This window comes from Streptomyces sp. NBC_00316, assembly GCF_036158715.1.
GTDB lineage: Bacteria > Actinomycetota > Actinomycetes > Streptomycetales > Streptomycetaceae > Streptomyces.
Genome location: NZ_CP108023.1, coordinates 610,906 through 625,018 on the forward strand (window position 1 = coordinate 610,906; position 14,113 = coordinate 625,018).

13 protein-coding genes are annotated in these 14,113 nt (G+C 71.5%); 6 read left to right on the forward strand and 7 right to left on the reverse strand.

Annotation, left to right across the window (positions count from 1 at the left end):
• Positions 1-224: 224 nt before the first annotated feature.
• From OG878_RS02780 to OG878_RS02795, 4 genes are all read right to left on the reverse strand, one after another.
• The gene (locus OG878_RS02780) at positions 225-1,085 is read right to left on the reverse strand and encodes a DUF4232 domain-containing protein (protein WP_328885244.1); all 861 of its coding nucleotides are present in this window, start codon (positions 1,083-1,085) and stop codon (positions 225-227) included.
• Positions 1,069-1,554 (reverse strand): RNA polymerase sigma factor, encoded by a 486-nt coding sequence (locus tag OG878_RS02785; RefSeq protein ID WP_328891110.1) that lies wholly within the window; start codon positions 1,552-1,554, stop codon positions 1,069-1,071. Before OG878_RS02785 ends, OG878_RS02780 begins: the two co-directional genes overlap by 17 nt.
• A gap of 68 nt (positions 1,555-1,622) precedes the next feature.
• A complete protein-coding gene (locus OG878_RS02790; protein ID WP_328885245.1) occupies positions 1,623-2,273 on the reverse strand; it encodes a class F sortase in 651 nt (216 codons plus the stop codon).
• A gap of 24 nt (positions 2,274-2,297) precedes the next feature.
• Entirely contained in the window at positions 2,298-3,014 is a 717-nt protein-coding gene (locus OG878_RS02795) for a DUF4232 domain-containing protein (protein WP_328885246.1), read from the reverse strand.
• Between the two features lie 631 nt (positions 3,015-3,645).
• Between OG878_RS02795 and OG878_RS02800 the strand changes: the two genes are divergently transcribed.
• From OG878_RS02800 to OG878_RS02810, 3 genes are all read left to right on the forward strand, one after another.
• Positions 3,646-6,114, forward strand: a complete 2,469-nt coding sequence (locus OG878_RS02800; RefSeq protein WP_328885247.1) for a SpoIIE family protein phosphatase — start codon at positions 3,646-3,648, stop codon at positions 6,112-6,114.
• A 218-nt stretch (positions 6,115-6,332) separates the two neighbouring features.
• Positions 6,333-7,298, forward strand: a complete 966-nt coding sequence (locus OG878_RS02805) for an NADP-dependent oxidoreductase (protein ID WP_328885248.1) — start codon at positions 6,333-6,335, stop codon at positions 7,296-7,298.
• A gap of 343 nt (positions 7,299-7,641) precedes the next feature.
• A complete protein-coding gene (locus tag OG878_RS02810) occupies positions 7,642-8,127 on the forward strand; it encodes a MarR family winged helix-turn-helix transcriptional regulator (protein ID WP_328885249.1) in 486 nt (161 codons plus the stop codon).
• A gap of 382 nt (positions 8,128-8,509) precedes the next feature.
• On the opposite strand, the gene OG878_RS02815 is transcribed toward OG878_RS02810, so the two are convergent.
• The gene (locus OG878_RS02815) at positions 8,510-9,160 is read right to left on the reverse strand and encodes an FMN-dependent NADH-azoreductase (RefSeq protein ID WP_328885250.1); all 651 of its coding nucleotides are present in this window, start codon (positions 9,158-9,160) and stop codon (positions 8,510-8,512) included.
• Positions 9,161-9,311: 151 nt separating this feature from the next.
• Between OG878_RS02815 and OG878_RS02820 the strand changes: the two genes are divergently transcribed.
• A complete protein-coding gene (locus tag OG878_RS02820) occupies positions 9,312-9,980 on the forward strand; it encodes a nitroreductase (protein WP_328891111.1) in 669 nt (222 codons plus the stop codon).
• 157 nt (positions 9,981-10,137) lie between these two features.
• Here OG878_RS02820 and OG878_RS02825 read toward each other — a convergent pair whose 3' ends face one another.
• Positions 10,138-10,614 (reverse strand): RrF2 family transcriptional regulator, encoded by a 477-nt coding sequence (locus OG878_RS02825; protein ID WP_328891112.1) that lies wholly within the window; start codon positions 10,612-10,614, stop codon positions 10,138-10,140.
• A gap of 151 nt (positions 10,615-10,765) precedes the next feature.
• Between OG878_RS02825 and OG878_RS02830 the strand changes: the two genes are divergently transcribed.
• Entirely contained in the window at positions 10,766-11,494 is a 729-nt protein-coding gene (locus tag OG878_RS02830) for an SDR family oxidoreductase (protein WP_328885251.1), read from the forward strand.
• Positions 11,495-11,679: 185 nt separating this feature from the next.
• On the opposite strand, the gene OG878_RS02835 is transcribed toward OG878_RS02830, so the two are convergent.
• The gene (locus OG878_RS02835; RefSeq protein ID WP_328885252.1) at positions 11,680-12,735 is read right to left on the reverse strand and encodes a maleylacetate reductase; all 1,056 of its coding nucleotides are present in this window, start codon (positions 12,733-12,735) and stop codon (positions 11,680-11,682) included.
• Between the two features lie 471 nt (positions 12,736-13,206).
• On the opposite strand from OG878_RS02835, the gene OG878_RS02840 reads away from it, so the two are divergent.
• Positions 13,207-14,001, forward strand: a complete 795-nt coding sequence (locus OG878_RS02840; RefSeq protein ID WP_328885253.1) for an SDR family NAD(P)-dependent oxidoreductase — start codon at positions 13,207-13,209, stop codon at positions 13,999-14,001.
• Positions 14,002-14,113 lie beyond the last annotated feature (112 nt).

The window sequence follows — 14,113 nt, forward strand, 5'->3', positions numbered from 1 at the left end:
GGATCAGTGCTGCGCGTGGCCCCGGTCGAGATCGTCCGCACGTCATCGTGGTTTTCCCCTCTCGTCCCTGCTGTCCCGCCGCAGGGCGGGCATATTGCCTCTTCAACCACTTTGGCGCGCAGCACAGTAGCGCAGTCGGGGCGGGAAGGCTCGGCTCTCGGGCCTCGAACCGTCGTCCGGCACCGCGCCACCGCGCACCCGGCGGCGCGGCGGGGTTCTGTTGCTCAGGCCGACGGGTTCCCGGACGTGCCGGCGGCGAACGGTGTGACGCTGAATCGACCGTCGCAATTGGTGACCTCTCCCGGGATCACCAACGAGGCGGTGTCGCCGGGGGGATAAATCCGCAACTGTGCCGACGTGGGCAGGCACACCCCCTGCCGGTTGACGGTGTGGATCGTGACGCTCGCGGAGCCGCCGGGCTGCAGGACCACCGGTGCGTATGTCCTGCGGTCGCGGGCCGCCGGCACGCCGATCTGTTTTCCGTCCGTGTCCAGCAGGGACAGCCCCGGGTAGCCGGAGACCTGGCACGCACCGGACGCACGGTTCGTGAGTACGAGGGACCGGTAGAGATTGCCCGCACCCGCGTCGCCGCCGCCGAGCGCGGCGGTGAGCTGCGAAGCGGTACACATCGGTGAGGTACCCGGCGTGTGACGGGACGGGGCGACCGTGCGGCCGGACGGACCGGTTGTGCCGGGGGACGGGTCGCCCGGCGGGCGGTGGGCAGGGGTCGGGACGGCAGGGGGCGATGTAGCGGACGGCGCGGTGGAGGGGCTGGGCGAGTGCGGGCCCGGGCCGGTCCGTGAACGGGTGGCGGTCGGTACGACCACCTCGTCGCCGCCGCTCGTGGAGATCGCCCCGACCAGGTACGGGACCCCGCCGAGCACCGCGGCGACAGCCGCGGCGACCATCGCGGCGCGGGCGCGCCTGCGGCGCGCGGCCCGGCGGCGGATGCGGTGGAAGGCGCCGGGCGGTGTGGCCAGACAGGTGGTCGGCGGGCGCAGCAGCGGTTCCAGCGGGTCGGGCCGATCCGTGTCCAGTCGCCTGGTCAGGTCGCCGTCCTCGCGGTCGTCAGGCGATCCGGTCATGGTGTCCCCCGAGCTCGGCGCGGAGCAGTTCGCGGGCCGCGTGCAGATCGGCCTTGATGGTTCCTTCCCTGCGGCCCAGCAGCTTCGCCACCTCGCGTACCGGCAGATCGGCGTAGTAGTACAGCAGAGCCGGATTGCGCAGCCGCGCGGGCAGCGACTGCACTAGCATGCGCACGGAAGGGTCGGTCTCGTGGTGCTGTTTGCGCTCCTCCTGGGCGGTGACACGGCGCATGGCCCCACGTTCGCGCTCCAGTCTGCGCCAGTGGTCGCGTACCAGGTTCGCCGCAGTCACGAAGAGGAAGCCGGTGGGCTCCTCGACCCTGGCCCAGCGCGCCCACAACCGGGTGAACGCCTCGGCGGCGATCTCGTGCGCGGTCTCGTCGTCGTCGACCAGCCGGCGCACCCAGCCGGCCAGCCGCGGGTAGACGGCCGCGAACAGTTCGGAGGCCGCGCGCTCCTGGGACCGGATGGCCGCTCGCCCCCTTCCTGTCCTGACTGCCGTCGTGCCGGCCGGCAAGGCGGCTGCCTGCTCCCCGCTCACGACGCGGCGACCAGCGAGGCGTAGACGATGACGTTGTCCGGGTAGCCGCCGGCTGCGCCGGCCCGGATGCCGCCGCAGGTGATGAGACGCAGCGCGGGATGGTCGACGTTCCCGTACACACGCTGCGTCGGGAACTCCGATTTGGCCACCGTCCGGACCGACTCCACGACGAACGCCGCCACCGAACCGTCCTTGCGGGTGACCGACATCCGGTTTCCCGCACGCAGTCGGGACAGCTGCTTGAAGACCCCGTCCCCGTATCTGCCGACAGTGACGTGGCCGAGGATCACCGACGGTCCCGTCTGACCGGGGGTCGGCGAGCCGTCGTACCAGCCCGCGGGTGCATGCGCGGCGATCGGCGGCACGGCCACCTCACCGTTCGCGAGCAGGCCCAGCGACATCACGGCGGTGTCGACGCCGATCTCCGGGATGCGCAGCCGCTCGGGCAGTGAGCGCGCCATGGCGCGGGCCGCGGCCGGCGCCGCAACGCCGGTGGCGGGCGGCACGGAGGTCGCGGCACCGCTGGAGGACGGCGCGGGGGCGGGCGGCTCGGGGGCGGGCGCGGCCGGGACGCAGCCGCAGATGAGTGCGAGAGCGGCCGAGCTGAGCGCGATCGCGGTCGCCGTACCGGGACGGCGCCGATGCACGGGTGGGGCAAAGGCACTCAACGCTCAGCCCCGGGCCCGGCGCCGCAGCGCGACCGCAAGACCGGCGCCGCCGAGCGCCAGCGCACCGCCCGCTGCCGCACCGAGGGCCTGGCCCGGATGGGCCCCGTCGGCGGGGGTGGTGACCACCCCGGTGTCCGGGGCGCCGCTGGGCACGACGGTGACCTGTCCGCCGGACCCTGGTCCGCCGGTGGCACCACCGCCCGTTGCGGAGCCCGCCGGGTTGCCGCCGGTGCCTGCGGCGAGCGGCGTGATGCTCAGTACGCCGTGGCAGTCGGCGATCTTGCCGGCGAGGAGCAGCGCCGCGATATTGCCGGGTGGGTAGACCCGCACCTGCGAGGAGGTGGGCAGACAAGTGCCCTGGCGGTTGACGGTGTGGATGGTGTCGCTGGCCGAGCCGCCCGGCTTCAGCACCACCGGCGCGTACGACGTGTGCTCGCGGGTCGCGGCCGGACCGATCTGCCGGCCGGAGGCGTCCAACAGCGACACACCGGGGAAGCCGGTGAGGTGGCAGGTCGTCGAGCTGCGGTTGATCAGCACCAGGTACCGGTAGAGATTCCCCGCTCCGGCGTCGCCACCGCCGAGCGAGCCCGTCAGCTGCGAGGTCGCACACATCGGTGTGCTGGAGGCCTCGTGTGCGGGCATGGCCGACGCCGCGGGGACGACGGTGTACACGGCGACGGCGGCAACCGCCGCACCTATGGCGAGTGATCCCTTGCGCATGTCCTGCTCCCTCCTCACGGCGGCCGGCGGGCTCATGGGCGGGCACCGGGCCGGCCGAACCGGGATTCGCGAACAGAGACGACAGGGCACCGCTCCGGGTTGCAAAGAAACGTCAAAGCCTGTGCGCGCAGCGGGACTTGGGCCGGGTGCGAGAGTGCGGCCCACTCCTGGCAGCGGTGCGGAGGTGTCACGGAAAAAGCGCGTCGGTCGCATGCTCACCGGGATCTCCGCCCTCGGGGCGGTCCGCAGCGAAGGACACCGAAGTGCAGCGGACGCCGAGCAGTCCGGTCGCGGACGCCTGTGGCTGCCGGGCGGCGCAGCGGACCTCCCCGGCAACGCCGGACGCCGCCGCGTCGCACCGGGGCGGCTCGGGGAGTAGGGCGGGGGCGAGCGAGCGATGCCTTCAGCACGGCCGTCGCGACCGGTCATCGGCTCCCCCGACCGCTCCCGGGGCGGCGACGCCGTCCGTCTCCGCGCGCCAGGCCGGCCGGCCCCCGTCTGTTGGTGTGAGAAGGCTGCGGGCTCCGCGGCTGTGCACGCGTGCACAGCCTGTACGGAGCGCGTCCACCGGATCCGGAATACGCTGCCGATGAGAGCTGCGGCCATGATCGAGAGGTGTGGGACGGCGCGGATGGCACGGGACACCGGTGGCGGCCAGGGAGGCGACGTGGTCGCCGGCGCCGACGTGGCCGCCGGTGCCGAGGTGGCCGCCACCGCTGTGCTGGATGCCCGAGGTGTCGTGGTCCGCTGGAGCCCGGCCGCCGAACGGCTGCTGGGCCATCCGGCGGCCCGGGTCCTGGGGCAGCCCGCCGCCCAACTGCTGGGCAGCCCCGTACCGGCCGCAGCCGCCGCGGCATGGCGCGTACTGCGCGGGACACCGGAGGTGCGGTCCGCGGTCGTGACCGCGCGCTGCGAGGACGGCCGGCTGCTGGAGCTCGTCCTGTGGGCGTACCCCTCGACCGGCCCCGAAGGCCCCGTGGCCGCGCCGCACTGGGTGGTCCTGGCCGTCGAGGCGGCCCAGATGCACCGCTGGGAGGGCGACCGGGCGGTCATGGAAGGACTCTTCACCCAGTCGCCCGTCGGTCTGCTGGTCACCGACACCGAACTGCTCTGTGTACGGCGCAATGTGGCCCTGGAACGCATGACCGGCATACCGACGAAGGATCGGCTGGGCAAGCGGATCGGGGAGGCACTGCCGGGGCTGAGCGCCGAAGCCATCGAGGCGCAGATGCAGCAGGTCCTGGACACCGGCGTCCCGACCATGGACTTCGTGCATCGCGGGCGCACCGTGGCCGACCCGGAACACGAGCACGTGTGGTCCACCAGCACCTTCCGGCTCCAGGACCCTTCCGGAACCGTCCTCGGGCTGTGCCACGCCGTCATCGACGACACCGCCCGCTACCGGGCCGAGGAACGGGCGGCCCTGCTCAACGAGGCCAGTCTGCGCATCGGCACCACCCTGGACGTCACGCGTACCGCACAGGAGCTGGCCGACGTGGCCGTCCCCCGATTGGCCGATACGGTCACCGTCGATCTGCTGGACGCCGTCATGGAGGGCGACGCGCCCCGGCCGGGTCCGGTCGAGGACACCGTCACGCTGCGCCGTGCGGCATTTCAGTCCACATGGCAGGGGCACTCGCGGGCGGCGTACGCGGTCGGCGAGCTGAGCCCGTTCGCCTCGTCCTCGCCCCAGGCTCGGTGCATGGCCGACCTCGAAGCCCGTCTCGTCGCCAGGCTCGACTTCAACGCCGACTGGCTGCTCAGCGATGCCCGGCGAGCCGACGGGATCCGAGCCGGCGGCGCACACTCCCTGCTGGTGGTGCCGCTGGCCGCCCGGGACGTCGTGATGGGCGTGGCCAGCTTCTACCGGTGGGAGCAGCCGGACCCGTTCGACGACGAGGACCTCACCCTCGCCGGGGAACTGGCCGCCCGGGCCGCCGTTTGCATCGACAACGCCCGCCGGTACACGCGCGAAAGCACCGCCTCCCTGACCCTGCAGCGCAGACTGCTCCCCAGCGGGCTGCCCGAACTCCACGCCGTCGAGGTCGCCGCGCACTACCGGCCCGCCGGCGAGGAGAGCGATGTGGGAGGCGACTGGTTCGACGTCATCCCGCTCTCCGGCGCCCGAGTCGCCCTGGTCGTCGGCGACGTCCCCGGTCACGGCATCCACGCCTCCGCCACGATGGGCCGGCTGCGCACCGCCGTGAGCACCCTCGCCGACCTCGACGTACCCCCGGACGAACTGCTCCAGCACCTCGACGACCTGGTGGTCCGGCTCGCCGAGGACGACACTCCCGCCGGCTCCGCGCCGACCGGCGGCACCGTCACCGGCACCACCTGCCTGTACGCGGTCTACGACCCGGTCGAGCGGCGCTGCACACTGGCCTCCGCCGGCCACTATCCGCCCGCGGTGGCGGACCCCGACGGCACCGTCGAGTTCCCGCGTCTGGCCGCGGGCCCGCCGCTGGGCCTGGGCGGCCTGCCGTTCGAAGCCACCGAGTTGGACCTCGCGGACGGAACCGTCCTCGCCCTGTACACCAACGGGCTCCTCCAGGCACGGGATCCCGACATCGACGTCGGGCTCGATGCACTGCGCCGCACCCTGTCCCACCCTGACCGCCCCCTGGAGCACATCTGCGACCAGGTGGCCACCACACTGCTCCCCTCCAGACCGCCGGACGATGTCGCGCTCCTGATCGCCCGTACCCGCGCCCTGGGGGCCGACCGCGTCGCCTCCTGGGACCTGGCCGCCGACCCGGCGGTCGTCGTCGATGCCCGGTCCCTGGCCGCCCGGAAGCTGGCCGAGTGGGGTCTGGAGGAGCTCACGTACATCGTCGAACTGGTCGTCAGCGAACTGGTCACCAACGCCATCCGCTACGGCCACCCGCCGATCCGGCTACGCCTGATCCGCGACACCAACCTCATCTGCGAGGTCTCCGACAGCAGCAGCACGTCGCCGCATCTGCGCCGCGCCCCGGCGGACGACGAGGGCGGCCGCGGCCTGTTCCTCGTCGCGCAGCTCACCCAGCGCTGGGGTACCCGTTACACCCCGGACGGCAAGACCATCTGGACCGAACTCACCCCGCCGCACGCACTGTGATCCGCCGTCCGCCGCGTCGCCGGACCGCTGGACCCGTCGACCACCCGGCCGCGGTGCGCCCCGGTGGCACGGGGTCGCACCCATGTGCGGACCGGCTCCTCGGCGAGGACCAGGAGCGGCAGTGACAGATCCGGTACGCCGAGGAGAGCCGCCGTCCAAGGGGTGACCGGGCATGCGTGACCGACTGAGGTCGACCCGATCATGGGAGAGATCCCCTCATGACCCTTACGATGCAAGCCGTCCGCGCCCACCGACGGGGCGGCCCGGAACAACTCGTCCACGAGTCCGCCCCACGTCCGGAACCGGCACGCGGCGAAGTGCTCGTCGCGGTGCACGCAGCCTCAGTCACCGCAGGCGAACTCGAGTGGGACGCCAGCTGGACCGACAGCCTCGACAGCACCGGCCGCGACCGTACGCCGGTCGTTCCCTCGCACGAGGTGTCCGGCGTTGTGGCCGAAGTGGGCGCCGGCGTGACCGATCTCGCTGTCGGCGACGAGGTGTACGGGCTGATCCCGTTCACCCGCGACGGGGCGGCAGCCGAGTACGCCGCCGTTCCCGCGAGCACGCTCGCCGCGAAGCCGGCCCGGCTGGACCACGACCGTACGGCCGCCGTCCCGCTCGCCGCCCTCACCGCATGGCAGGCACTGGTCGCACATGCCGCGCTGCAGCCGGGACAGCACGTCCTCGTGCACGGCGGCGCAGGCGGTGTGGGCACCTTCGCCGTGCAGCTGGCCACGGCACTGGGCGGGCGTGTGACGGCCACCGCTTCGGCCCGCGACACGGAGTTCGTCACCGGACTCGGCGCGCAGCGGGTCATCGACTACCGGAGCGAGCGGTTCGAGGACCTGGTCCGGGACACCGATGTGGTGCTCGACCTGGTGGGCGGGGAAACGCTGGACCGCTCCTGGACGACGCTCCGCCCCGGCGGAATCCTCATCAGCATCGTGCAGCCGCCGGATCCTGAGAAGGCCGCCGCCCACCAGGTCCGTGCGCTGTTCTTCATCGTCGAACCCGACCGGGCCGGTCTGGTGGCCATCGCCGAACTGATCGACGAAGGAAAGCTGACACCGGTGGTGGATCGCGTGGTGCCGCTCACCGAGACCCGCGCGGCCTACGAGGCGCTTGCGACCGAGCACCCGCGCGGCAAGGTCGTCCTCCACGTGGACGGTCAGGTCGCTGCCTAGTGCTGTGACCGGAAGGGTTTGCCGGGAAGCTCGCGGCGTCCGGTGCGGTGCATCGCAAGGCGGAGCATCGCCCGCGTACTGGATGTACTCGGGTGATGCGACAACGCGGCGAGGTGCCGTGCCGGGCGGCGCGAGCCGGTGAACCTTTCCGGTCACAGCACTCGCTGGTACTGGCCCCGCACCCAGAGTGTGCGGGGCCGGCCTCGGCGATCCGGAAACACCCCTCGACGACGCACCGCGGTCTTGCCCAGGTCCTCCCGGCGTGAGCGGCCGCAGCAGGCACCGCCCCATTTGGTTTCAAATGATACCGTATCGAATGCGCGGATGGCTGTAGTGTGGCCTCATGACCGCCGACGCTCCTCACCGAACCACCGCTTCGCGTGCCACCGACCGCCCCGGGGATCAATCGCCTTTCGCTCTCGGCCTGCTGCTGCGCCGGGCGCACTGGCGCGCCGCCGCGGTGATGACGGAGGCGCTGCGGCCGCTCGGCATCGAGATGCGGCATTTTGCCGTGCTCATCGTGCTGGTCAACCGCGGGTCCACGGTGCAGCGGGACCTGGCGGCAGCGACGGGGTCGGACAAGGCGGGCATCATGCGGGTCGTGGACGACCTGGAACGCAAGGGGCTGGCCGTGCGCAAGGCCGTTCCGGGGGACCGTCGGGTGCGGGCAGTCGAGATCACACCTGAGGGCATCGAGCTTTTCGATGCAGCTCATGTGGCGGCGGCCCCGCTGGCCGAGCGCCTGGTTGCCGAACTGGAGCCCGGTGAGCCCGAACAGCTGACGGACCTGCTGACCCGGTTTGCCGATCCCGCAGGCGGCGAGGCGTAGGCGCGCCCGCGCGCCGATCGCCTGCCGCCCGGGCGCGCTTCGCATCCGACCTTCGCGGCGAACCTGCCTTGAGGGCTGCGGCTGCCGTCACCAACGCGCCGGCCCCGGCTGCGGGCTGCGTCACCGACGGTCACCGAACCGTCCGCACCGCCACCGCGCCGCACGCCTGGCCGGCGGTGTGCACTTCACCCTCGCGCGGATCGCCGTCGTCTCGATGAGCGGCCCGTCGGCAGCCCGTACCCCCCGACCACCACAGCACCAGGCCACCGGCCACCGGCCCCCGGGGAATGAACACACCGTCACTGCCGGAGAGGGCGTAGGCGACGACAACGCCGTGTGACGTTTTCGGTCGAGGCGTCACACGGCGTCCACGGCCCGGGGGTTACGCGGCGAGGCGCTCCGCGAGTTCCTTGGCCTTGATGGTCGCGCCCTCCAAGGCGCGCCTGCGGGAGGCCTCATAGAGGGGAACCAGTTCAGACATGGCCGGATTGCGGGGGGCCATGGTGAGCTCCGGGACGATGAATTCGAGGTCCAGACCGAGGGCACCCTCGAGGACGGCCTCCAGGTAGTTCTGCACGAACTCGTACCCCTCTCGCGGGGTGCCCGGCGCATAGGAACCGCCGCGGCTGGCGACGACGACGACCGGGGTGCCCTGGACGGAGGGGGTCTCGCCCGCAGTTCGCCCGAGCAGGATCACGTTGTCCAGCCACGCCTTGAGTGTCGACGGGATCGAGTAGTTGTACATGGGGGCGCCGATCAGGACGGCATCCGCCCGCTCCAGCTCCTCGATGAGCTTCACGCGCGCGGCGAACGCGACGGACTGCTCCGGGGTGCGCTCGGACGGGGAGGCGAAACCGGCGGTGTGGGCGTCGGCGGTGATGTGCGGAACAGGGTGGGCGGCGACGTCCCGGTAGATCACCGTGCCCTCCGGGCACTGCTCCTCCCATGCCTTGCGGAAGGCGTCCGCGACCGAGCGGGACGAGGACACCTCGCCGGGGAACACGGACGAGTCGATGTGCAGCAACGTGGCCATGGGCTTTCTCCAAAGAGCGGTGCCCGAGGCGGGAACCAGGGGCTGGGGATTCGTACTCGATGATAGTTACATTCGAGATGGTGTTGAATGATACTATCTCGATCGAGTGCAACAGAGCTAGACACCCCGAGCGGGCAGGAGGTAGATGATCTTGGACGTCTATGAGGCGGTCACGAGCCGACGCGCTGTGCGTGGATTCACCGACCGGCAGATCCCGAGAGAGGTTCTGGAGCGCATACTGTCCACCGCGGCCTGGTCGCCGTCCGCATCGAACCTCCAGCCGTGGCACGCCTACGTGCTGACCGGCGGGCCGCTGACCGAGCTCAAGAAGCGCGCCGGCGAGCGTGTGGCCTCAGGCGACCCCTGGGACGAGCCGGAGTACGAGCAGTACCCGCCCGCGCTGAAATCCCCGTACCGCGAGCGCCGATCCGCCTTCGGCGAGCAGCGCTACGGCGGACTCGGCATTCCGCGCGAGGACCTGGAGGCGCGCCAGAGGGCCGCCTCCGCGAACTGGGACTGCTTCGGCGCGCCCGCCGCCCTGTTCTGCTACATCGACCGCGACATGGGCCCGGCACAATGGGCCGACGTCGGCATGTATCTGCAGACCGTCATGCTGCTGCTCCGCGCCGAAGGGCTGCACAGTTGCACGCAGATGGCATGGGCGAAGTACCGCAAGACCGTCACGGAGGCCCTCTCACCCCCGGACGAACTCATGCTCTTCTGCGGCATGTCGATCGGATTCGAGGACATCACGGCGACTTGCGCCCGCACGGGCCGGGCGCCACTCGACGAGACGGTCACGTTCGTCGACGGCTACTGACACCGCCCGCCCTCGGCCGCTGAAGGCGCCGCTCCTCCTGGTCGGCCGTCGCCCGGGATGCGTGCCCCATTCGGGGTGATCCGCTCCCTGAACCGGCACCGCACGCCGGTGGCGCCCGGATCAAGCAGGAAGCAGGCCCTCCCGTCCGCCCGGGTCGTCAGGCGTGAGGCGTCGTCAGCCACGCGCCGATACGGGCCATCGCCGGTGGGCCGGAAGCGGAGGCGACATCCCGGACCAGATCGGCGATCGAGACGGCGCGCAGCGCTTCCCGCCAGGCCGCGTCCGCCCCGGCCATCGCGTGGGCGATCGGACAGGGCGCGGTGCACGCCTCGGCCGGGGTGGCCAGCGGGCCCCGCTGACGGATCTCCGTGCAGGTGAACGCCGGACCGGGGGCGTCGACCGCTTCGACCACATCGAGCAACGTGATCGAGGCCGGTTCCCGGGTGAGTACGTAGCCGCCCGCCTTGCCCTGGACCGAGCGCACGAGCCCGGCCCGGGAGAGCGCCTGCAGCTGTTTGGCCAGATAGCTCGCCGAGACGTCGTGCAGTTCCGCCAGTTTGGTCGCGGGGACAGGCTCCTCGACCGACGTGAGCACGACGCAGCAATGCAGGGCCCACTCGACTCCGCCGGACATCTTCACTCGACCACTCTAATCAGAGCGCTTGACTCGGACAACTTATGTCCGCGTATTATCTCGGACAGAACATGTCCGAGTTTGACGCATGGCACGCCCATCAAGGGTTCATATGCCATATTGCGGACATATTCCCGACGAAAGGCATGTCATGAAGTTCGCAGTCATCGGCGGTACCGGGCTGATCGGGTCGCAGGTCGTCAAGAATCTGAACGCCGCCGGGCACGAGGCGGTACCGCACTCGCAGTCCACCGGAATCGACGTCATCAGCGGCAAGGGACTGGACGAGGCGGTGGCGGGAGCCGACGTCGTCGTCAACCTGACGAACTCCCCGACCTTCGACGAAGCCTCCCCGGCCTTCTTCCAGACCTCGATGGACAACCTTCTGGCCGCGGCCCGGAAGGGCGGCGTCGGCCACTTCGTCATCCTCTCGATCGTCGGCGTCGACCAGGTGCCGGAGCTGGACTACTACCGGGCCAAGGTCCTCCAGGAGGACGTCCTCGCGGCCGGGCCGATCCCCTACTCGATCGTCCGGGCGACGCAGTTCATGGACTTCATGGACGCCGTCCTGTCCTGGACCGCCGAGGGTGACACCGTCCGGTTGCCCGCCACGCCGATCCAGCCGATCGCCTCCAAGGACGTGGCCGACGCGGTGGCAGAGGTCGCCGCGGGCGCCCCGCTGAACGGCATTCACAACATCGCCGGCCCCGAGGTCTTCCCCCTCGACGAGCTGGGCCGGATCACCCTGTCCCGCAAGGGCGACAACCGCACCGTCGTCACCGACCCCACCGCCGGCATGTTCGGCGTCGTCAAGGGTGACGTCCTCACCGACACGGACGCTCACCTCGCCCCCACCCACTACGGCGACTGGCTCTCCTGACACGCTCGCGCGCTCTCGGGCACGCGGACCGCAGAGAGCCGGGCCATGCCCCGGCATGGTGACGGCAAGAACTCGGCACGGCGGCCAGGGGTGGTCCACGCCGCCTCGTGCAGCCACCGCATCTGCCGCGCCTAGTGAGGGATCCACCCCCGCTGTCGGGCAGGTGCCGCCGGCAGCCGGACCGGCTACCAGGCCTCCTCGAGGAGCCGGGTGAGCGCTTCGGCCTCCGGCGGGCGGGGGTTGGGGTAGGGCTGAGCGGCGATCCGCTCGGCCACGGCGCGCAGGCCGTCCCGCGGAACTCCCAGTGCACCGAGCGTCGTCGGGCCGTCATGGCTGCGGGCCAGCCGCCCGACGACCGTCACCGGGTCTCCGCCGGTGATCCGCCGCAGGCGGGCGTCGGCCTTCGGGGCGCCCGGCAGGTTGAAGGCCAGGACGTGGGCCAGCAGCAGCGCGTGGAGTTCCGCGTGCGGCAGTCCGAAGGTGCCGCCCAGGGCATGCGCCAGCTGGTGGTGCAGCCCCATCCGGGTCTGGGCCAGGCAGAGTCCGGCGAGCCAGGCGGACTCCTGGAGCCGCTCACGGCCCGCCGGTCCCGACGGGTCGTCGAGCACCGCCGGGAGCATGGTGAGGATGCCGGCGGCCGCCTCGGTCGCGAGCGCGTCGGTGGCGGCGGTCGCGTCCGGTGCCCAGAGCGCCTCGACCGCGTGGGCCAGGGCGTTCAGGGAGCTGGTGAGCGTGAGGCCCACCGGCATCGTCAGCGTCAGTTCCGGGTCGTACACCACCGTTCCGGGCGCGATCGCCTGGTCGCGGCGCGTCGTCTTCACGCCGTTCTCCGTCTCGCCCAGGACCGGGGTCACCTCTGACCCGGCGTACGTGGTCGGGACGGCGACCTGAGGCATACCGGTGCGCGCCGACAGCGCCTTGGCAAGACCGACGGCCGAACCCCCGCCGATCGCCACCACGCTGTCGGCGCCCGTCTCCCCGATGATCTTCATCGCCTCGGCCGTCACGGCGACCGGGGTGTGCACGACGGGGCCGTCGAAGCGTGCCGCCAGGCGGGTGCCGAGCGCCTCGGCGAGCTGATCCGCTGCGGCCTGCGCCGACCTGGTCGCGACGAGCAGCACCCGCTGGGCACCGAGTCGCCCGATCTCCCCCGGGATCTCGTGGCGTGCTCCGCGGCCCACGAGTACACGGCAGGGAATCGTCTCGTGGACGGTCACATGAGGGGCATTGTTCCGGGACATCGGCAGGCTTCTCCGTGGGTTCGGCTCGTCGGGCAGGAACCTGCAGCGAGACCGGATGCGCGTCGACCAGAAGCACTTCGCCGCGCACCTGCCTCACTGCGGCATCCATGATCTCGTCACTGCGCAAGGTCCTGGACCCGTTCGGGCGCTGGGCGACGAACCGCTCGTGGATCGGCCCCGTCGCCGGCGGGTGCCCGGGTACCTGGTCGATGTGCGGCCGTCCGCAGGGCTGGCCCTTGTGCGTCACCCTTCAGGGTCTTTCCCGCTCCCAGGTACGCGCCATGCGGTCGCCGCCGCTCATCGACGCGGAAGGATCAGTGCCATGAATCAGCGGATGCACAAGGCCCGGTGGACGGTGCCCGCACCCGCCCCGGGCCGATGCGCTCGCCTGTCGCACCTGCACCGTTGCACCGTTGCACCGACCGGCGGCGACGGGCCGTGTCGCACCCACCACGTGTCCGAGGAGAAACCGTGCTCATCGATCTCGCCGGCAGGACCGCGCTCGTCACCGGATCCACGCAAGGAATCGGCTTTGCCATTGCCGCGGGGCTGGCCCGTGCCGGCGCCCGCGTCGCCGTCAACGGACGCCGCCCGGAATCCGTGGACGATGCGATCGCGAAACTGCGCACGGAGACGGACCGTGACTCCTTCATCGCCGCGCCCGGCGACATCACCACCGACGACGGCGCCCGTCACGTCACCGATGCGGCACCGGACGTCGCCATCCTCGTCAACAATCTGGGCGTCTTCGGGGCGACCCCCGCCCTGGAGATCAGCGACGAGGCATGGCGCCGGTACTTCGACGTGAATGTTCTGTCCGCCGTCAGGATGATCCGCGCCTACCTCCCGGCCATGAAGGACCGCTCCTGGGGGCGCGTCCTGAACATCGCCAGCGATTCGGCTGTGGTCGTTCCGGTGGAGATGATCCACTACGGCGTGTCCAAGACCGCTCTGCTCGCCGTCACGCGCGGCTTCGCCAAGGACGCCGCCGGTACCGGAGTCACCGTCAACTCGATCATCGCAGGGCCGACCCACACCGGTGGCGTCGAGGATTTCGTGTACCAGCTCGTCGACCCCGGTCTTCCCTGGGATCAGGCGCAGCGTGAGTTCATGGTCAAGCACCGGCCGCAGTCGCTCCTGCAGAGACTGATCGAGCCGGAGGAGATTGCCAACATGGCCGTCTATCTCAGCTCGGACCTCGCGTCCGCCACGACCGGCGGGGCCGTGCGCGCGGACGGTGGATACGTCGACTCCATCCTGCCCTGACGGCTCGTGAACACGGGGCCACGGACGCGTCGGCCGGATCGGTGGTCGTCCCGGGACCGGCCGGGATCGCACGCGCCGACGCGATGTCAGGGAGTGCCCGTGGCGCACTGGC

Bases quoted from the DNA above. Each gene is read 5' to 3' on its own strand.
- OG878_RS02780 (WP_328885244.1), bottom strand. From the start codon at position 1,085: ATGACCGGATCGCCTGACGACCGCGAGGACGGCGACCTGACCAGGCGA.
- OG878_RS02800 (WP_328885247.1), top strand. From the start codon at position 3,646: ATGGCACGGGACACCGGTGGCGGCCAGGGAGGCGACGTGGTCGCCGGC.
- OG878_RS02830 (WP_328885251.1), top strand. From the start codon at position 10,766: ATGAAGTTCGCAGTCATCGGCGGTACCGGGCTGATCGGGTCGCAGGTC.
- OG878_RS02805 (WP_328885248.1), top strand. From the start codon at position 6,333: ATGACCCTTACGATGCAAGCCGTCCGCGCCCACCGACGGGGCGGCCCG.
- OG878_RS02835 (WP_328885252.1), bottom strand. From the start codon at position 12,735: ATGTCCCGGAACAATGCCCCTCATGTGACCGTCCACGAGACGATTCCC.
- OG878_RS02810 (WP_328885249.1), top strand. From the start codon at position 7,642: ATGACCGCCGACGCTCCTCACCGAACCACCGCTTCGCGTGCCACCGAC.
- OG878_RS02795 (WP_328885246.1), bottom strand. From the start codon at position 3,014: ATGCGCAAGGGATCACTCGCCATAGGTGCGGCGGTTGCCGCCGTCGCC.
- OG878_RS02815 (WP_328885250.1), bottom strand. From the start codon at position 9,160: ATGGCCACGTTGCTGCACATCGACTCGTCCGTGTTCCCCGGCGAGGTG.
- OG878_RS02825 (WP_328891112.1), bottom strand. From the start codon at position 10,614: ATGTCCGGCGGAGTCGAGTGGGCCCTGCATTGCTGCGTCGTGCTCACG.